Raw genomic sequence first — 19,549 nt, forward strand, 5'->3', positions numbered from 1 at the left:
TTGAGAAGTTAACTAGTGAGTTCTGTTTGGATATTAATCTGAGAGGTTAATAACTTATGAATAGGGCAATTCTCTGCAACTTTTAGTAATCGCTTATGCTGGTCTTCAGTAAATTCACCTTTGAGCGTAATTTTACGCTCAATATTATTTTGGCCTTTTTCAGGTTCGCCATTTGGGTTTAATGCTAAATCCACTTGAACATGATCAAGCTTAATACCTTTAAGATTCGCATACATTTCTAATGTAATTGTAGTGCAAGCTCCTAAAGCGGCTAATAAAAGCTGAATCGGGTTCGGAGCTGTATCTTGTCCACCTTTATCAGTTGGTTCATCTGCAAACCATTGATGACCTGAAGGATCGGTAAGAGTTACTCGATATGGGGTAGAAGTACTTTGTGCTTGGGCTGTATTAACCATGTTTTACCTTGTTATTCATGAATAAAATCGTAATAAAAATTAATAAATCTGAAGCTTCGAATAGAAGAATATCTAAACTTTATAATATTGTTTTTGAATAACAACTGTAACGCTTTTATTGTTGCATGGATGAAACATATCGTTTTATAAAGAATAGTGAATTAAATTACTTGATGTATACACTAATGACTATATCAATAAAGGATACGAAAAATGCATCTTAAAACATTAAGCTTCGGTTTGGCAGTAGCATTGGCTAGTTCAGTTACTTTAGCTGCACCAGTAGACTACAAAATTGACCCAACACATACAGCTACTGTTTTCTCATGGAATCACTTTGGTTTCTCTACTCCAAGCGCTAACTTCTCGGATATCCAAGGTGTAATTAAAGTTGATAATGCTAAACCAGCAAACTCATCTGTAAATGTGACTATTCCTTTAAGCAGTGTAAATACAAACGTACCTGCTTTAGATAAAGAGTTCCAAGAAGAAGCTTGGTTTAATGCTGCTAAATATCCAAATATTACGTTTAAAAGTACTAAAGTTGAAACCAAAGACAAAAAGCACTTTAAAATTACTGGTGACTTAACTGTTAAAGGCGTAACTAAGCCAGTTGTACTTGACGCTGTTTTAAACAAGCAGGGCGAGCATCCAATGGCTAAAGTTCCAGCGATTGGTTTTAATGCTACAACTTCATTCAAGCGTTCTGACTTTGGTTTAGGAAGTTATGTGCCTAATGTTGGTGATAAAATCACTGTAAATATTACGACAGAAGCAACTGTTGCTAATGCAGCTAAAAAATAAGTTATAAGTTTTCTAAAAAGCCCTCAAATATGAGGGCTTTTTTATTTAGACTGGCTCTTTTTTATCTGGGTCTATAAATACTAAAGGCGCTGAAGGATCGATATTTCTTTTCTGAGATTTTTCTCTTAAGAACTGGTAAGTAGGAACTTTTCTTTTTGCTTGATCGCGTAGTTTCTTTTTAATATACAGAACCAGAGCAAAACACGTAGTTGCAACGGTGAGCATCATACCATTCATATAGCTCATAATTGAGCTTACATAGCCAATAGTTGTTAAACGATGCATCATACGTTCAACTTGAGTGCTACTTTCAATGCCGGTAATTGCCCAACTACATAGATGTTCACAGTTATTAATAATCAAATGATAGTGGTTTTCATGCATACGTGAACGCATTCGGCGAACGACAATCTTTCCTTTATAACGAGGTTTGTCATAAGAACGGACGTGTATTTTTTTGCCATGTGAGAAAGCATCTATTGAAGTGATTTCAATCGGGCGTTTTTTGATGAAATGAGCTAAGCCGGAATAATGGATAACTCGACCTCTCCCTGCATATATACCATGATGGCTATAGCCGAGATGCTTTACGATGAGGTGAGCCCCTAAAGGGTAGCGTTTATTCGGTTGTTGCATGCTTACGCTGATCCAATAAAGTGTAAATGGCTTTTATTGAAAAGCTGCTAAACATTATAACCAATATCAGCAATTTGCAGTGTATTGATTACGTCGAATGAAGGAATTTGATGCATATTCAAGCTATTCATATTTCTTGTATATAATTTAAGAACTTAATATGAAGGGAAAATGTCATGTCAGGTGATGTTAAATGAAATGGGTCGTCGGGTGCTTAGCTTTATATGGGCTTTTGCTTCAGTCTGCATATGCTATAGCGCATCAGCAGGTTAAAACGGTGGAAGGTGAGCAATACGATGTGGTCTCGATCAGCGATTTTAAAGCATTACGTTTGTTTTTAAAGAATCCTAATAAGCAGCAATACTATAAAAGCTTTAACACTATTCAGGAACAATTAAAGCAGTGCGAGCAGCTTAGCTTTGCAATGAATGCGGGGATGTTTCATTTAGGATTTTCTCCAGTAGGGTTGTATATTGAACGAGCTAAGGTAGTTCAGCCCTTAAATGAGCATAAAGGATTGGGAAATTTCTTTTTACAGCCGAATGGGGTAGTAGCTTGGAATAAAAAACAGGCCTTTGTTTTAACTACTCAACAATATAGCCGAAAAAATTTGAAATTTGATTATGCAACACAATCTGGCCCAATGTTAGTTATTGATGGAAAGATAAATTCTCTTTTTTTATCAGACTCTCAATCAAAGAAAATTCGTAATGGAGTTGGTATTCGAGATAATAAACTTTACTTTGTAATATCGAAAAATAGGGTGAATTTCTATAATTTTGCTGAGTTTTTTCAAAGGAACCTTAAAGTAGAGCAGGCTTTATATCTCGATGGTTCTATTTCTAGTTTATATATGCAAAAGAACAATCGGAACGATCAGCAATTTCAAATGGGACCAATGGTCGGTTGGGTAGATGAGTCCAATTGTGCAGTAAAGTGAAATATAAAAAAGCCAGTACAAGACTGGCTTTTTAATTAATGAATAGACGGTTTTTGAGTGAGTTCATTTAACTCTTTTCGGCTATAACCACGGGAAATAAGAACTTTTTTAATTCCCTTAATGACATCTTCATCTGTTGCTTGTGCAAGTGCACTTAGAAGTTGTTCATTAGTTTTACATGAGCAGTCATTTTCAACACAAGCAGTTTGGTTTTTATGCTCGTTATGCTGTTGATCTGCCAAGAACAGCTTTTGCCAAAAACTCATAGAGCCTTCATATACAACCTAACATAGCTCGAAATATAGCCAATTTAAAATAAAATACAAGACTCTATAAGTGATAAATCCACCACTTGAACTCGAGAATTTTCGATGGGAATGCTTGAGTTAAACGAAATTATGACGAATAGATGACTTGATATTTTTTGAAAATTTAAATACTTAACTAATAAAACGTTAAAAAATAAGGAGGTATGTAGCCTCCTTATTTAAAACTTTACAATGAAAGATTTTGTTTAAATCTTCTCAAGTAAAACTCCAGACTCGACATGATGCGTATAAGGGAACTGATCAAATAAGGCGAATTTAGTCACTCGATGAGTTTGACTGAGAGTTTTTAGATTTTCATATAACGTGTCAGGGTTACATGAAATGTAGATAATACGTTCAAAACCTTGTAGAAGTTTTAAAGTCTCATCATCAATTCCTGCACGCGGCGGATCTACAAATACGGTGTCAAAGTCATAGCTTTGAATATCAATATTCGCTTCTTGTAGACGGCGGAATTCGCGCTCACCTTGATAAGCTTGAGTAAACTCTTCAGCCGAGAGACGTGCTACTTGAATATTATCGATTTGGTTTTGTTCTATGTTCCATTGAGCAGCATAAACAGATGATTTTGCAAGCTCAGTAGCAAGCACTCGTTCGAACTTTAAAGAGAGTGGAAGTGTAAAATTACCATTACCACAATAGAGTTCTAACAAGTGTTTCTTTGATCCTTCAGCTGCATCACATGCCCATTGAAGCATTTTTTTGCAAACTTGTGCATTAGGCTGGGTAAAGCTACTTTCGATTTGCTTGTATTTAAAGGAACGATTTAAAAGTTCGAATTCTTCAACAACGAAATCATCACCAATAACAATTTTCTGGCCACGACTACGGCCCATAATCTTAATATCTAATTTATCGGCAAGCGCTTTAGCGGCTTGTTCCCATTCTTGATCCAATTTACGGTGATAAATGAGGGTAACTAACATTTCGCCGCTAAGTGTTGCGAGGAAATCAGCTTCAAATAAACGATTAGAAAGCTTGGGTTCAGCTTTGAGTTCTTCCAAAAGTTTTGGCATTAAATCATTGATGCTTTGATCTGCAATTGGAAACTCATCAATGCGTACAACGGTTTTTTGCTTGTCGTCATCGTTACGCTCAAACATGGCATAGAACATATCATTTTCTGTATGCCAGATACGAAATTCAGCACGCATACGGAAATGTTGTTCAGGTGATTCAAACACTTCTAATGTAGGTGGTGTAAATTCAGAAAATTGAGTAGTAATACGTTCAATTTTAGCTTGAAGTTGTTGACGATAAGAAGAGGTCATAGACAAAGAAAATTTAGACAGAATCAAATAGTGAATGGTATCAAAAAAATTGAACTTACAGGAGCCAATTTTAACCAGATATTCATAAGAGAAGGGAGGTGTCTAAACTACAGCTAATTTAAAACACGATTAATAAAATCTGATTTTATTGTTCTATATTGATCGGGGTCTAAATGGCTACACTGTAATTTTAATTCATTATATTCATTAACCAACTTGGGTGAGCTTATAAGCTTATTTTTAAATGTTAAGAAAAATGTGAATACTGAATTTGTGACTACAATTTGAAATGCTACATCATCATTGTTGAGTGATTCGAGCATACAAAGCTCATGTGTTCTTAATGTATTTTGTTTTTCGATAAAATTAAGTGTTTTTAAGCGTTCAATTGCGAATTTAAATTGATCAGGTTTAACTTCAATATAAATATCTAAATCACCTTTTGAAATTGCATTCGGTATTGCAGATGAACCAATATGCTCAATTTTGGCAAATGGTAGAAGTGTGGAGATGTCTTTTTGATATGAATTAAAAAGCTGAGCGCATCTTTGTTGATATTGTTCTGGTTCTAAAAAGACCATTATTAGAATCTCGATTTGATAAAATTTATATATTTAAGAATAGATTACTTTATTAAATAAAAAAGCCCAAATACTGAGATTTGGGCTTTTTTAGAAAAATTATCAATTAATCAGTCATTGTCATTAAGCTTGCGTTACCACCAGCTGCAGCTGTATTCACACTAATCGCACGCTCAATCACTAAACGTTCAAGTGGAATATTCTCATTTGGTTCAACATGGGTAATACCAACAATTGCACCAGAGCGAGTAGCAATCTCTTGCTGTAATGAGAAGATCTCTTCGCGATTACCATGATGTAAAACTGCATCAAAATCATCTGATGCGATATTTTTAACTGTAGTAATTGCAGCAAGCACATCTTTTGGCAATGTTTGTTTATATTTTGCCAATAACGGACTATTTGGCATTACGGCCGCTTGGCTACCCACTGCAAAAATTGCGAGTAACTGATGCAACTGATTTTGTTCTGTATCTGCGATAGAAAGAACACGATGACGTGGCAAAATAATATATTGGTTACTTTCCCCAGTAGGGCCTTGTAACTCATAAAATTTACCAACACCAAATGGTTCAATTTCGCGATTTGCTTGTGGTAAATGTTGTTTTGCCCAATTTTGTAAGCTCTTATAAACCTCACGGTTAAAGCCTTCAAAAGCAGTTTGCTCAGTCTTCATAGCAAATGGTGTTGCTAATACTTTGTTTGAACACTGCTGCATCAAGCGATACATGTAAAGCGGACCACCAGCTTTCGGGCCTGTACCAGATAAACCTTCACCACCGAATGGTTGTACACCAACGACAGCACCCACAATATTACGGTTGATATAAAGGTTACCAACTTCAGCATGTTGAATGACCGTTTGAATGGTTTCATCAATACGGGTATGCAGACCCATTGTTAAACCATAACCTTTGGCATTAATACGTGAGATCAACTGCTCAAGCTCGCCATACTTATAGGTAATGATGTGGAGAACTGGACCAAAAACTTCGCGCTGCAAATCATCCAGGTTAGGGAGTTCAATTGCTGTTGGTACAATAAAGGTTCCTTTATCTAGTTCATTCTGGCTTGTTGCTCCAAACATCAACTGATGTACTGGATAGCCTTTCGACTTCATTTTTTGGATGTGTTGATCAATCGTCTGTTTCGCTTCGTCATCAATAACAGGACCAATGTCAGTTTTTAAAATCGCAGGGTTACCTACGATCAACTGTTGCATTGCGCCTTTAAGCATTTTAATCACGGTTGCAGCACTGTCTTCTTGTACACATAAAATACGTAAAGCAGAGCAACGTTGACCCGCGCTATCAAAAGCAGAACTCACAACATCGAGTACGACTTGTTCAGTTAATGCTGATGAGTCCACAATCATTGCATTTTGACCGCCAGTCTCTGCAATGAGAGGAATCGATTGACCATTTTCAGATAAACGTTTCGCAACGGTTTTCTGTAAAATTTTTGCAACTTCAGTCGAACCAGTAAACATGATGCCATCAATACGGCTATCTTGGCTAAGCTGAGCACCGACTGTCTCACCGCGGCCAGGAAGTAACTGTACAGCACCATGTGGAATACCAGCTTCCCATAAAATCTGAACTGCTTGAGCTGCGATTAATGGGGTTTGTTCAGCAGGTTTAGCAATAACGCAGTTACCACTGACTAATGCTGCAGCAATTTGACCAGAGAAAATTGCAAGAGGGAAGTTCCACGGGCTAATACAAAGTACAGTACCTAAAGGTTGAATAGCTGTATTTGCAGGAAGATTCTCAACTTGAGTTGCGTAGTAACGTAGGAAATCTACAGCCTCACGAACTTCTGCAATCGCATTGGCATAAGTTTTACCACTTTCACGGCAAAGTAATACCATCAACTCTTGAATACGGCTTTCCATTAGGTCAGCTGCACGTTTTAAGTATTGAGCATGGTGTTCTTTAGGCGTATTTGACCATTCTGATTGAGCTTGTTCAGCTGCATTAAGTGCAATTTCAACATGCTTAAGATCAGCTTCTTGCACATAACCAACAATTTCATCATTTTGTGCTGGGTTTGTAATTGCAACAGAATGACCTTGCTCTAACGACTCGTTATTTGCCAATAATGGATGACTTTGCCAAATACGATTACGTAATTCTTGAGCTGTGCTATCTAAAGCTGCAAGTGGGGTGTCATTTGCTAAGTCATAACCTTTAGAGTTTTTACGAAGTGTTCCGTACATATCTAAAGGTAGAGGAATTGATGGATGTTTTAAACCAACTGAACCTTCAAGCTTAGCTGCATGACGAATATCATAAATTGGAGATTGGATAAGATCTTCAACTTTAAGTGTTTTATCGGCAATACGGTTAACGAATGAAGTATTCGCGCCATTTTCGAGTAAACGACGAACTAAATAAGCTAACAAAGTTTCGTGGTTACCAACAGGAGCATAAATACGGCATGGTACGCCTAATTTATTTTGCTCGCGTGGACCAACAACTTGTTCATAAAGCGGTTCACCCATGCCATGTAAGCATTGGAATTCATATTGTCCAGCATAATATTTGCTTGGATCCGCTAAATGATAGATCGTTGCCAATGTTTGAGCATTATGAGTTGCAAATTGTGGATAGATGAAATCAGGTGCTGCAAGTAGTTTTTTAGCACACGCGATATAAGATAAATCGGTATGTACTTTACGGGTAAAGACAGGATAGTCATCCATACCTTCGATTTGCGCTTTCTTAATTTCGCTATCCCAATATGCACCTTTCACAAGACGAATCATGAGACGCTTTTGGCTGCGTTTTGCAAGGTCAATAATATAATCAACCACGAAGAAACAGCGTTTTTGGTAAGCTTGAATAACGAAGCCAATACCTTTCCAGTTTGCAAGTTCTGGCTCGAAGCAAAGACGTTCTAGTAACTCAAGAGAAATTTCTAAACGTTCTGATTCTTCAGCATCGATATTTAAGCCAATATTGTACTTTTTAGCCAAACGAGCGAGTTCAAATACTTTGCCGTAAAGTTCTTGATGAACACGTTCAATTTGCGCGCGTTGATAACGAGGGTGTAAAGCAGAAAGCTTAATTGAAATGCCCGGGCCATCATAAACACCTTTACCATTAGACGCTTTGCCAATTGCATGAATGGCTTGTGTATAATCGTTAAAGTAGCGTTCAGCATCATGTTCGGTTAAAGCTGCTTCACCTAACATATCGTAAGAATAGCGGAAACCTTTGTCTTCGAGTACTTTCGCATGGTCTACAGCTTCTTCAATGGTTTCACCAGTTACAAACTGTTCACCCATCATACGCATTGCAACGTCAACAGCTTTACGAATGATGCCACGTCCACTGCGTGCTAAAAGGCCAGTAAGTACACTTGAAAGACTGGTTTGCTTAGGAGTTTCCATGAGCTTACCAGTTAACATGAGGCCCCATGCTGCAGCATTTACAAACATTAAGCTGCTTTGGCCAACATGTTCTTTCCAGTTACCTTGATTGATTTTATCTCGAATAAGCAAATCACGTGTTGCTGAGTCTGGAATACGAAGCAAAGCTTCGGCAAGACACATGAGCGCCACGCCTTCTTGTGAAGAAAGAGAGAATTCTTGTAATAACCCTTGAACAATACCTGCTTTACCCGAAGAGGTCTTACGTTCACGTAAATTATTGGCAAGATTAAAAGCAAGGTCATAAATTTTATGATCTAAATCATCAGATACCGCGGCAGCTTGTAATAGCTCTTCTACAGCTTCTGGTTCAGCACGTCGCCAAGCTGTATTAATGCGTTGTTCAAACTCACTTTTATCGTTAAATTCGGTGATATAGCCTTGGTGAGATTTATCCATTTGATGAAAAGTATCCATTGTGTTCATATCTGTTTCCGCCAAGCAACTCTCATACTGCCATCTTGAGTAGAGAGGTTTAGATAATTTATCATTACAGAAGAAACACCGAATAACTCACTATATTTAGCCCATTTTTTAGAGGAAAATTCAGATGAATGGCCCAATATTAAGCCTTGACCGTACTGATTTAAAAATTTTGGATATTCTTCAAACAGATGGGCGAATTTCTAATAGTAAATTGGCGGAACTTGTCAACTTGTCCCCAACTGCTGTTATGGCTCGAGTGCAGAAGTTGACAAAGGATGATTTCATTTTGGGATATGAAGCGAAATTGAATCCAATCAAGTTAAACGCAAATTTTTTGGTGTTCGTAGAGGTGCTATTAGATAAGACTACCCCCAATGTTTTAGATGAGTTTATTGATGCTGTGGTTCACTATCCTGAAATTGTTGAATGCCATATGGTGAGTGGTGGGTTTGATTTTTTAATTAAATTACGAAGTGGCAGCATGGAAGAGTTTAGACGAATTGCGGGGCAGGTACTGTGGCAATTACCAGGGGTAAAAGAGACTCGTAGTTATCCAGTTATGCAAGTTGTAAAAGATACTTCAAAAATTAAAATCAAAACTAAAAATAAATAAAGGGGCCGAAGCCCCTTTGATTTATTTCAATAACTTATACGCTTTCTTTGTAGAGTTCATCTGCTTTTTCAAAGCGGCCAGTTACTGTCGTATTTGGCGCTTTAGTTAAGAGACTCACTACAATGATGCTGATAAATGCAAGGATAAAGCCTGGAATGATTTCGTAAACACCAGTGTCTGCGAAAAGATTTTTCCAGCCAATCACTACAACTGCACCAACGATCATACCCGCTAGAGCACCTTGTAAATTCATACGTTTCCAGAACAATGACAAGATGATAAGCGGACCAAATGCAGCACCGAAACCAGCCCATGCATAAGCAACAAGACCAAGAACTTTACTGTCTGGGTTACCAGCAAGAGCAATCGCAAGAACAGCAATCGCAAGAACCATAACACGGCCAACCCATACAAGCTCTTTCTGAGAAGCGTTCTTACGAATGAAGCCTTTGTATAAATCTTCTGTTAATGCACTCGAACATACCAAAAGCTGGCAGCTCAATGTACTCATTACAGCAGCTAAAATTGCAGCCAAAATGATACCTACAATCCATGGATTGAATAAGATTTTAGTCAATTCCATAAATACAGTTTCAGGGTTTTTGCTTACAACTGCTGCTAATTCAGGGTGTTGCTGGAAGTAAGCAATACCGAAGAAACCCGCGCCGACAGCACCAACTAAACATAAAATCATCCAAGTCATACCAATACGGCGCGCAGCAGGAATTGATTTTACAGAGTCAGCAGCCATGAAACGTACAAGGATATGTGGTTGACCAAAGTAACCTAAGCCCCATGCCATGGAGGATAGAACCGCCACAACACTCAAATCTGAGATGATGTTAAACGCATGCGGGCGCGCAGTTTCAATGAGCGTAACGAAATGAGTCGTATCGCCAATCGCAAGGTAAGTCACAATTGGTGTTAACAACAGAGCAAAAATCATTAAGCCAGCTTGGAACGTATCGGTCCAGCTAATTGCTAAGAATCCACCAATACAAACATAACTGATGGTCGCGATAGCACTGAGCCAAATAGCCGTGTTGTAAGACATTCCGAATAAATTTTCAAATAGACGGGCGCCTGCTACCATGCCTGAAGCACAATAAATTGCGAAGAAAACCAAGATGATAACGGCAGAGAAAATACGAAGTACTTTTTTCTGATCGTCAAAACGACTTGTAAAATAATCTGGCAACGTGAGTGCATTATTTTGGACTTCAGTATGAACGCGTAATCGACCAGCAACCAGTAGCCAGTTAAGCCAAGCACCGATAATAAGACCAATTGCAATCCACGCTTCAGATAAACCAGAAAGATAAATCGCGCCTGGTAAACCCATGAGCAGCCAACCACTCATGTCTGATGCGCCTGCGGATAATGCAGTTACGAAACTGCCTAAACTACGACCACCGAGAATATAATCTGAGAAGTCGCTTGTAGCACGGTAGGCAAATAAGCCAATAAGAACCATTGCTACGATGTACACCATAAACATGATGAGGGTGGGATCAAAATAACTCATAATGGATGTGTGTCCTTATATCCATAATCCGTGATTGTAACCTAATCCAGGTCGCTGTTTTCTTGTACGGCATCCAAGAGGTTGAGATTCAACCACAAAAGATTTTTTTTGCACTGTTATTTTTATATTGTACTTTTGTATCATTGTGTAACTTGAAATAAATTGATTTTAGAGATATAAAATTATAATATTAATCATTAACTTATAATTTTTTAATATTTATTTTTTTAAATTTTTTCAGCAAAAAAACGCCATTCTGAAAAAAACTAAATCAATATAGAGTTATAAATAGGCTATTGGTCAAAAAAAATTTATAGAAATTTAGAATAAAGTTAAAAAAATCGACAATTTTTTGTTCAATTAATAATTTTTTTATACACGTTGGGCTTATTTAGTGTCTAAAAATAGCAATTAGCTGATTAAATTTTCAAAAATTTTATGCATTCCTTGAGTTGCTGACATCTTTAATAACTCATATTGGTGAGGAACACGCAGATGATCCGCATTTGGATCTATATAGTAGGCTTTACATTGATTTGAAATTTCATGAACTAAAGCTGCAACTGGATATACGCTTAATGTCGAGCCGATCACAATAAAAATATCTGCACTCTGTACTAATTGAACTGCTTCTTCATAGGCAGGTACAGTTTCACCGAACCAGACTACATGTGGACGCAGGGGATAGCCATCTGGGCAAAAGTCTTGTTCTAAATCTAGCTTCCAACCATTAATATGGTAAAACTGTGTTGTAAATTGTGCATTCGGGCCAGAGCTTTTCGCTAAACGAATATTTCCATGCAAATGTAAAACGTTAGAACTTCCAGCCCGTTCATGTAAATCATCAATATTTTGAGTAATCACTTGTACGTCAAAGTAGTCTTGTAGTTTGGCAATATAGTGATGAGCTTCGTTGGGTTCAGCCTCTAAAATATTTTTACGTCGCTCATTATAAAAGCGTTGAACTAGAGCAGGGTTCTTTTGCCATGCCTCAGGTGTGGCAACTTGTTGGATGTCGTAATTTTCCCATAAGCCATTGCTGTCACGAAAAGTGCTAATTCCACTTTCAGCACTCATGCCAGCGCCAGAGAATACAACAAGCTTTGTCATAGAAGTTACCGATTCGTAAAACTGAATTTGAATAGATAATAGATAAAGAAAAAACCAGTTTAAGACTAAACTGGTTTTTATTAAATATGAAAAGCTATAGCTATCTTTTATAAGCCAGCTTCATATTCTGCATTTGTTAAAAGTTTTTCAACATCTGCAATGTTGTCTGGTTTGATTTTATAAATCCAGCCTTTTCCATATGGATCGTCATTTACAAAATCAGGATCATCTTCAAGGTCAGTATTTACTTCTACTACAGTGCCTGAAACAGGAGCATGGATGTCAGAAGCAGTTTTTACTGATTCAACCACACCAGCTTGTTCGCCAGCAGTAACTTTACTCCCAACTTCTGGAGTTTCAACGTAAACCAAATCGCCAAGTTCATCTTGTGCATGATCGGTAATCCCTGTAATAACAAGATCACCCTCAATCTTTACCCACTCATGTGTACGTGCATACTTCAGTTCAGAAGGATGATTCATGGTAACTCCTTAAGCTTGTGTCCAATAGTTTTAAACATTATAAGTATGGGTCTTTACGCCAGTTGCTTGGGCTACGGCCACTCCAGCGTTTAAAAGCACGGCTAAAATTTGCAACGTCTGAATAGCCAAGTTCATCTGCAATTTGTTCAAGACTGTAATCTGTACGTGAAAGTAGAGATGTTGCATGTCGATAGCGCACTTCATCAACCAATGTAGAAAATGAAGTTCCTTCAGCCGCTAATTGGCGCTTTAGTGTACGGTCTGACATGTGTAGACATTCAGCTACATTTTCAATGCTTAAATAATGTTGTTCAGAATTACTTAAAATATCACGAACTCGCATTGCTAAACGACGGCGCTCACCTAAAGCGGAAAGTTCGGCTTCGCACTGATTAATAGCAACCTGACTTGCGATAGGATCAGCATTAACTAACTTAATTCCTAAGTATTTTTTATCAAAACTTGAAATCAGATGTGGCTGGTTGAAGCGAATTGTGCTGCTTAGTTTATTTCTATACTTTTCAAAGCCTTCTGGTTCAGGAAAGTCCAAATCTACATCACCAGCTAAATCTTCGATACCCGTAATCGCTTTGGCCATACTCATAATACCAATGGTCAAACCTAAAACGATTTCTGTTCTTAGAGGTTCAAGTTCGATGTCACACTGTAATTGTAGGGTAGCTTTTGGGCCAAACGTTGAAAAATAGAGTTGTAAAAAAGGTAGACGTAGTTGAATAAAGCGTGCTGCAAGGGCAATTGCTTCTGTAATATCTTTGGCTGTCATAATCGCATAGCCAATGAAGCCATGAATCGAAATACGCATTTGAGTACCAAGATGGTAACCCAACGTGGTTTCACCAGTTAAATTAAGCGCGTGTTTAACTAGTTCGTTTGCTACAGGTGTAGAAATACGATAATCAGGATCGGCCAGTTGCTCACTAGTAAGATGAAATGGAGCAAATAATGTTTCATCGTTATATCCCCAACGCGAAACAACATCTAATAGCAATAAGCCATAGACTCCCGGAATACCTTGATCTTGACGAGCTGAGGTAATTTTCATATGCGTTCCATTGCTCTCATCAATTTGTCACATGCATTTCTTAAACATCTTGTCATGAAATATAATCTGAGTTTATAAAAACTGTTAGACAATCATATCAACCATGTTTTAAACATTCTTTTTAAAGACAACAATTTTTGTTGTTGAAATAAGTAATACGTCACCATTTTGATTTAAGGCTTGCGTAACGTAACTTACAATACCACGATCTAATTTTGTTTTGGATGGTGTGATCGCTGAAATTTCTGCTTCAACATGAATTTTATCACCTGGTCGAGTAGGGCGTGGCCACCGTAAGCTAGACTCTGAACCAATCAGGCCGCCATGAATCGGCATACATTCTGTCCATAACCGCATAGTAATTGCAGAAGTATGCCAACCGCTAGCAGCAATTCCTTGAAAAATTGGATCGTGCTTAGCTTGTTCTTCATCTATATGGAAGGGTTGAGGGTCATAGGAGCTTGCGAATTTTTTGATTTCATCTAAGGTAATTTCATATTCACGGCTAATGAAACGATCACCAATTTTCAAATCTTCTAAATAAAGCATTAATCTTGACCCTGTAATACTTTTTGTTCAATTAGGAAACCCCCTGTTTGACGTTTCCATAACTGTGCGTATATACCATTTTGCGCAATTAACTCTTCATGAGTTCCTTGCTCAGCAATTCTACCTTCATCAAGAACGATTAAACGGTCCATTTGTGCAATAGTAGATAAACGGTGTGCAATTGCAATAACGGTTTTATCAACCATCAGGTCATTTAAACTTGACTGGATTGCTGCTTCAACTTCCGAGTCTAATGCACTAGTTGCTTCATCTAAAATAAGAATAGGAGCATCTTTTAAGAATACACGTGCAATGGCAATACGCTGTCTTTGACCACCAGAAAGTTTAACACCACGTTCACCTACTTGAGCGTTATAACCACTACGTCCTTTTAAATCAACTAATTGCGGAATAAATTCAGCAGCTTTGGCTTTATTTACAGCATTCTCCATGTCTGCATCAGATGCATCAGGGCGACCATATTTAATATTTTCTGCAACTGAGCGATGCAATAAAGACGTATCTTGAGTAACTAAAGCAATATTAGCTCTTAGACTATCTTGAGTTACATCTTCGATGTTTTGGCCATCAATTAAAATTGCACCTTGCTTAAGATGGTAAAAGTGCAAAAGCAACTGGATCAGTGTCGACTTTCCTGCGCCAGAACGACCCACAATTCCTATTTTTTCGCCTGCTCTAATATGCAAGTTGAAGTGATCAATCACATTTTTATTGTTATAAGCAAAGCTTACATCTTTAAATACAATCTCACCTTTGGTCACTGCAAGTGGTTTTGCATCTGGTTTGTCTTGAATATTGATTTTTTTACCTAATGTTTGCATACCATCTTGAATGGTTCCAACATTTTCAAATAAGGCTGACATATGCCACATCATAAATTCAGCCATACTATTAAGTTTTAAAATCATTGCAGTAGTGGCTGCGATTACACCTAATGCTGCTAAACCTTGGGTCCATAGCCAAACAGAGGTACCAATTACACCTACAAACAAAACAGCAGACAACATATTGATGCTGACTTCAAAGAGGGTACCTAAACGCATTTGAGCATAGACTGTAGTCATAAACTCTTTCATAGATGCTTTTGCGTATTGGCTTTCACGACCAGCATGGGCAAATAGTTTTACCGTTTGGATATTGGTGTATGCATCTGTTACACGGCCCGTCATGATCGCTCTAGCATCGGCTTGTTGCTGAGAAACTTTACTTAAGCGGGGGATAAAGAACCATGCGCTTAATAAAAATAGGCTTAACCAAACTAAAAGTGGAATAAGTAAAATTGGTGAAATTGCGCCAAGAACAATGCTGACTGTAATGAAGTAAATGCTGACGTAGGCCAACATGTCACCCAAAATAATCCAGAACTCACGGATTGCTAATGCTGTTTGCATAACCTTCGCAGAAAGTCGTCCAGCAAAGTCATTATGGAAAAAGTCCAAGCTTTGCTTCAATAAAAGATTATGGAAGCGCCAGCGCAAACGCATTGGGAAGGTACTATATAAAATCTGATGTTTGATAATAGATTGAATATTTACAAAAAAGATGTTGGTAAATAAGACCGCAATCAAAATGAGTAAATCAGTAGAATGCTGACTTAAAAAGCTTTCTGGATGACTTTTACTTAACCAGTCTACGAGTTGTCCAATCTTTGAAAAAAGTAAGGCTTCAAAGCTTGCAGCACCTGCTGTAAAAAGAATAAGTAAGAATAGGTAAGGGCGTAGGCCTTCCGTAGCTTGCCACACAAATGGGAAAAAACGAGTCGGTAAAGGTTCATCTAAACCTTTAGTTGGGTAGGGATCTACAAGTTTTTCAAACCACTTCAGCATGAATTACTACCTTTGACACAAAAGCCACTTAATTAAATCTTTGCAATTTAATTTGCAAAAAGTCAGTTAGATCAATATCACTTAGGGTTTCGATCTTGTGAATATATGCAAATACACATGAACTGATAATGTTGTACGTCTTAAATTAATACATGACGCAAAAATGGAGACTCGAAGAAATCTTCAAGAACGTCGCGAGGACTAAAAATATTATTTATTATATCGAGATTAATAGATAAAGGGTGAAGGAATTTATTCTTTAAGTATTTTTTATTAGTATTTTGAACATCTGTTAAATTATTACAGCTACACATATTAGAAAAGGCCTTTAGATGTGGGTCATAAAGGCCTAAGTATCGTATTACCACATTAAGTCATCTGGAATAACATATGCTGCATATGGATCTTCCTCATCAGTGGCTTGTTCGTTTTTCTCAGCATTATTAATCAAAATGAAGCCTTGCATTTTTTGATCAATTTTTTCACCTAAAGCTTTTGGAAGATAGGCGTATTGATCTTGATCTTTAGCAATAACTAGGCTACCTGCAACAAGTGCGTTATAAACTTGCTGAGATAGATACACTTTTTTGATTTTATTTTCATCAATAAATTGATAAGCCACATCCCCAGCAAAATCAGTAATTTTGTGCTGCTTAATCATCTGAATGATTGATGCTTTAAGTGCTTTTTCTTCAAGCTGTTTCTGTTTTTCTAAATTTAAAGCCTGATCTTTAGCTAACTTTTCTTGTTGAGCTTTTTCAATATTTGCTTTGATTTCAGCTTCATTACTTAGCCCAAGACGTTGTTCGTGATGAGCTTGCTTTGTTAATTTTTTTGCTTTTTTATTATCAACTAAACCAGCTTTTAATAACTGTGCTTGTAAGGCATTTTTAACCATGTCTTAGTCCTTGTGTGAAGTTGAAGTACTATAGAGATAAACTATCCAGTAAGAAATACTTAAGGCTAAGCTTAAAATTGCTGGCAATAAAAATGATTGTAGTTTCAAATATGGATGTACTGAAGCGGCAAGAATTCCACCCAGCAGGAAGCCAGCAAGAATAAGTAAATGTAAAACAATACGTCGATTTTCTACAATTAAGCCCCTGGCTTTATATCCAAGTGCTAAACCAATATCAGTCAGCACACCAGATAGATGAGTAGTGCGAATAATCGTTCCTTTGTAGTGGCTTACCATCGCATTTTGTAACCCCATTGCCGTACAAGCCCATAATAATCCATAGCGTGGAAAATAAGGAAGCAATAGCCAGCAAAGGAAAATGAATAAGGCAACAAGGCTCAAAGGTAAGCCATAACGACGACCTAGTCGAAAATGACTACTACCTAAAATAAAACCACTATAAAATGAACCGCAAACATAACAAATAATCACCAGAAGTAAAAAAATGATATGTTCTGGTTGCCACTCTACCAAACTCATAGCCAGCATACTAACGTTGCCAGTCATATGTGAAATAGATTGATGCAAAAGAGTAATTAATCCTAAGACATTAATCATTCCGGCATTAAATGCCAGCAAAAAGGCTCCAAGTTGGAACCAGTTTGGTAGGCGTTGAAATGGCATTTTGCTTAAGACGCTTGCTTAGAGCGAATATCTACAGCTGCGGTAAATAATACATCTGTAGATGAGTTAAGGGCTGTTTCTGTAGAGTCTTGCAATACACTGATAATCATACCAACCGCTACAACTTGCATAGCAATTTCTGTTGAAATACCAAATAGACTACAAGCTACCGGAATCAAAAGTAAAGAACCACCTGCAACACCCGAAGCACCACAAGCTGAAACAGTAGCAACAACTGATAAAATAACCATTGTCGCAAAATCAACATGAATGCCAAGCGTATGCACAGTAGCTAATGTAAGTACAGTAATCGTGACTGCTGCACCTGCCATATTTACTGTTGCACCTAAAGGAATAGAGACACTAGCTGTAGATGGGTTAACACCTAAACGCTCTGCCAAATCTAAGTTAACTGGAATGTTTGCTGCTGAGCTTCGAGTAAAGAAAGCTGTAATACCACTTTCTTTTAGACACTTAAATACGAGAGGGTATGGATTTCCACGTATAGTAAGGGCAACAAGAATAGGGTTGATAACTAAAGCAACAAAGAACATGGTACCTAACAATACCACTAATAATTGTGCATAGCTTTCAAGTGTTGCAAGGCCAGCATCGGCAAAAGTCACTGCAACTAATCCGAAAATACCGACTGGTGCAAAAGCAATTACTTTATGAATAATAGCACTTACAGCATGTGAAACATCCTGCATCACTTGTTTTGTGGTGTCTGAGCTATGACGCATAGCTAAACCTAGGCCAATTGCCCAAGCTAAAATACCAATAAAGTTAGCTTCACTAATTGCTTGAACAGGGTTTGCAATAAAGCTTAAGAGCAAGTTTTTTAATATATCTGCGAGACTACCAGGCGCTTGTAAGTCATTATGTGAAACTGTATTGAGGAATAATGTGCTTGGAAAAGAAAGACTGACAATCACAGCTGTGAAAGCTGCAAGCAACATACCTGCCACATATAGAATCATAATAGGGCGTAAATTGGCGCTATGACCCACTTGGAAGTTGGCAATAGAAGAAAGTACCAATACAAAAACTAAAATAGGGGCAACCGACTTTAAGGCTTTAATGAAAAGCTCACCAAATAAACTTAAGTAAGGCGTAACGTTCGGAAATAGTAATGCAACGCCTATCCCTAGAATAATGGCGATAATAATCTTAGTGACTAAGCTTAATCGAGAAAAGAATGCAAGCATATAAAGGCCTTATTAACCTAATCATGGCTAAAGGTTGAACAAGCGGAGTATTTTATACTTAAGTGATGTGAATCTTAAGCTTTTTTATAGCACCTATAAGTATTTATACTTGATGGTAATATTAAATATTTGTTTTTATTGGTCTTAATTTAATATTTTAAATTTTGTAGTTGGTGGTTTTGCTTGTTAATTGCTCATTAAAAAACTAGGTATATCAAAAAGCTGTGAAAGCATGGAATAGGCTAAAGAAAATAGGGTGGCAAAAAGTTAAATATGGTTGAGCTTTTTAGAAAAGCTACGCGAATTTTCAAAACTTTGTGCTTGGATTGGACTCTAAGCTTTCAAGCTGAAAAATCGCATATTTCAGGAAGTTACTACTATTATTATAAATTTATAATTTAAAAAATATTATTTACTTGCACAGTACAGCTGATGAAGCGTATTTAAAATTGAATGCATATTGTCATCCTTAATTGAATAAAAAATTTGCTTGCCATCACGACGGGTTGATACAACATCACTTTTGCGTAGCATCATAAGTTGTTGTGAAAGAGTGGGCTGGGTAATTTGGGTTTTCTCTTCAATTTGAGAAACATTTAACTCCTCATAAGCTAAGTGACATAAAATTAATAAACGATCTGTATTAGCCAAAGATTTAAGAATTCCAACGACTGAATCAGCCGCATTTTTCATTTCTTCGATTTGGAGTCCATCTTTCATACTTTATACCTATA

General features: G+C 37.2%; 19 protein-coding genes. 3 read left to right on the top strand and 16 right to left on the bottom strand.

Annotated features, from left to right (window positions below):
- Nucleotides 1-8: 8 nt before the first annotated feature.
- A complete protein-coding gene (locus MKL33_RS13355) occupies nucleotides 9-416 on the bottom strand; it encodes an OsmC family protein (protein WP_262451629.1) in 408 nt (135 codons plus the stop codon).
- A 213-nt stretch (nucleotides 417-629) separates the two neighbouring features.
- Between MKL33_RS13355 and MKL33_RS13360 the strand changes: the two genes are divergently transcribed.
- A complete protein-coding gene (locus MKL33_RS13360) occupies nucleotides 630-1,220 on the top strand; it encodes a YceI family protein (protein ID WP_017386802.1) in 591 nt (196 codons plus the stop codon).
- A 45-nt stretch (nucleotides 1,221-1,265) separates the two neighbouring features.
- Here the strand turns inward: MKL33_RS13360 and MKL33_RS13365 are convergent, their stop codons facing one another.
- A complete protein-coding gene (locus MKL33_RS13365; protein WP_014206573.1) occupies nucleotides 1,266-1,856 on the bottom strand; it encodes a lecithin retinol acyltransferase family protein in 591 nt (196 codons plus the stop codon).
- Nucleotides 1,857-2,049: 193 nt separating this feature from the next.
- On the opposite strand from MKL33_RS13365, the gene MKL33_RS13370 reads away from it, so the two are divergent.
- The gene (locus MKL33_RS13370) at nucleotides 2,050-2,796 is read left to right on the top strand and encodes a phosphodiester glycosidase family protein (protein ID WP_086395024.1); all 747 of its coding nucleotides are present in this window, start codon (nucleotides 2,050-2,052) and stop codon (nucleotides 2,794-2,796) included.
- Nucleotides 2,797-2,831: 35 nt separating this feature from the next.
- Here the strand turns inward: MKL33_RS13370 and MKL33_RS13375 are convergent, their stop codons facing one another.
- The 4 genes from MKL33_RS13375 to putA form a co-directional block, all read right to left on the bottom strand.
- On the bottom strand, nucleotides 2,832-3,062 hold the full coding sequence (locus MKL33_RS13375) for a hypothetical protein (RefSeq protein WP_000011679.1): 231 nt from the start codon (nucleotides 3,060-3,062) through the stop codon (nucleotides 2,832-2,834).
- A gap of 248 nt (nucleotides 3,063-3,310) precedes the next feature.
- Nucleotides 3,311-4,396 (bottom strand): tRNA (uridine(54)-C5)-methyltransferase TrmA, encoded by a 1,086-nt coding sequence (gene trmA / locus MKL33_RS13380; protein ID WP_017399478.1) that lies wholly within the window; start codon nucleotides 4,394-4,396, stop codon nucleotides 3,311-3,313.
- A gap of 113 nt (nucleotides 4,397-4,509) precedes the next feature.
- Nucleotides 4,510-4,977, bottom strand: a complete 468-nt coding sequence (locus MKL33_RS13385; protein WP_086395026.1) for a GrpB family protein — start codon at nucleotides 4,975-4,977, stop codon at nucleotides 4,510-4,512.
- A 106-nt stretch (nucleotides 4,978-5,083) separates the two neighbouring features.
- Entirely contained in the window at nucleotides 5,084-8,836 is a 3,753-nt protein-coding gene (gene putA / locus MKL33_RS13390) for a trifunctional transcriptional regulator/proline dehydrogenase/L-glutamate gamma-semialdehyde dehydrogenase (RefSeq protein WP_270907130.1), read from the bottom strand.
- A 124-nt stretch (nucleotides 8,837-8,960) separates the two neighbouring features.
- On the opposite strand from putA, the gene MKL33_RS13395 reads away from it, so the two are divergent.
- Nucleotides 8,961-9,449 (top strand): Lrp/AsnC ligand binding domain-containing protein, encoded by a 489-nt coding sequence (locus MKL33_RS13395; protein WP_017386809.1) that lies wholly within the window; start codon nucleotides 8,961-8,963, stop codon nucleotides 9,447-9,449.
- Nucleotides 9,450-9,483: 34 nt separating this feature from the next.
- Here the strand turns inward: MKL33_RS13395 and putP are convergent, their stop codons facing one another.
- From putP to MKL33_RS13445, 10 genes are all read right to left on the bottom strand, one after another.
- Nucleotides 9,484-10,974: a sodium/proline symporter PutP gene (gene putP, locus MKL33_RS13400; RefSeq protein ID WP_064784066.1), complete on the bottom strand. Its 1,491-nt coding sequence runs from the start codon at nucleotides 10,972-10,974 to the stop codon at nucleotides 9,484-9,486.
- Between the two features lie 411 nt (nucleotides 10,975-11,385).
- Nucleotides 11,386-12,084, bottom strand: a complete 699-nt coding sequence (locus MKL33_RS13405) for an SIR2 family NAD-dependent protein deacylase (RefSeq protein ID WP_270907131.1) — start codon at nucleotides 12,082-12,084, stop codon at nucleotides 11,386-11,388.
- Nucleotides 12,085-12,191: 107 nt separating this feature from the next.
- Nucleotides 12,192-12,566, bottom strand: coding sequence for a glycine cleavage system protein GcvH (gene gcvH / locus MKL33_RS13410; RefSeq protein WP_005069578.1), 375 nt, complete (start codon nucleotides 12,564-12,566; stop codon nucleotides 12,192-12,194).
- A gap of 37 nt (nucleotides 12,567-12,603) precedes the next feature.
- Nucleotides 12,604-13,629, bottom strand: a complete 1,026-nt coding sequence (locus tag MKL33_RS13415) for an AraC family transcriptional regulator (RefSeq protein WP_002121430.1) — start codon at nucleotides 13,627-13,629, stop codon at nucleotides 12,604-12,606.
- A gap of 108 nt (nucleotides 13,630-13,737) precedes the next feature.
- Nucleotides 13,738-14,178: a MaoC family dehydratase gene (locus MKL33_RS13420; protein WP_002121358.1), complete on the bottom strand. Its 441-nt coding sequence runs from the start codon at nucleotides 14,176-14,178 to the stop codon at nucleotides 13,738-13,740.
- Nucleotides 14,178-16,025 (bottom strand): ABC transporter ATP-binding protein, encoded by a 1,848-nt coding sequence (locus tag MKL33_RS13425; protein ID WP_270907132.1) that lies wholly within the window; start codon nucleotides 16,023-16,025, stop codon nucleotides 14,178-14,180. The genes MKL33_RS13420 and MKL33_RS13425 overlap by 1 nt, the downstream gene beginning before the upstream one ends.
- A gap of 361 nt (nucleotides 16,026-16,386) precedes the next feature.
- Nucleotides 16,387-16,923, bottom strand: coding sequence for a DUF2058 domain-containing protein (locus MKL33_RS13430; RefSeq protein ID WP_002121466.1), 537 nt, complete (start codon nucleotides 16,921-16,923; stop codon nucleotides 16,387-16,389).
- Nucleotides 16,924-16,926: 3 nt separating this feature from the next.
- Nucleotides 16,927-17,607: a YoaK family protein gene (locus tag MKL33_RS13435; protein WP_033849841.1), complete on the bottom strand. Its 681-nt coding sequence runs from the start codon at nucleotides 17,605-17,607 to the stop codon at nucleotides 16,927-16,929.
- A gap of 5 nt (nucleotides 17,608-17,612) precedes the next feature.
- Nucleotides 17,613-18,815, bottom strand: coding sequence for a serine/threonine transporter SstT (gene sstT, locus MKL33_RS13440; protein WP_017399485.1), 1,203 nt, complete (start codon nucleotides 18,813-18,815; stop codon nucleotides 17,613-17,615).
- A gap of 408 nt (nucleotides 18,816-19,223) precedes the next feature.
- On the bottom strand, nucleotides 19,224-19,535 hold the full coding sequence (locus MKL33_RS13445) for an ArsR/SmtB family transcription factor (RefSeq protein WP_002121379.1): 312 nt from the start codon (nucleotides 19,533-19,535) through the stop codon (nucleotides 19,224-19,226).
- Nucleotides 19,536-19,549: the final 14 nt, after the last annotated feature.

It is taken from the genome of Acinetobacter sp. AOR43_HL (assembly GCF_027854635.1).
In the GTDB taxonomy this organism is placed as follows: Bacteria; Pseudomonadota; Gammaproteobacteria; order Pseudomonadales; family Moraxellaceae; genus Acinetobacter; species Acinetobacter pittii.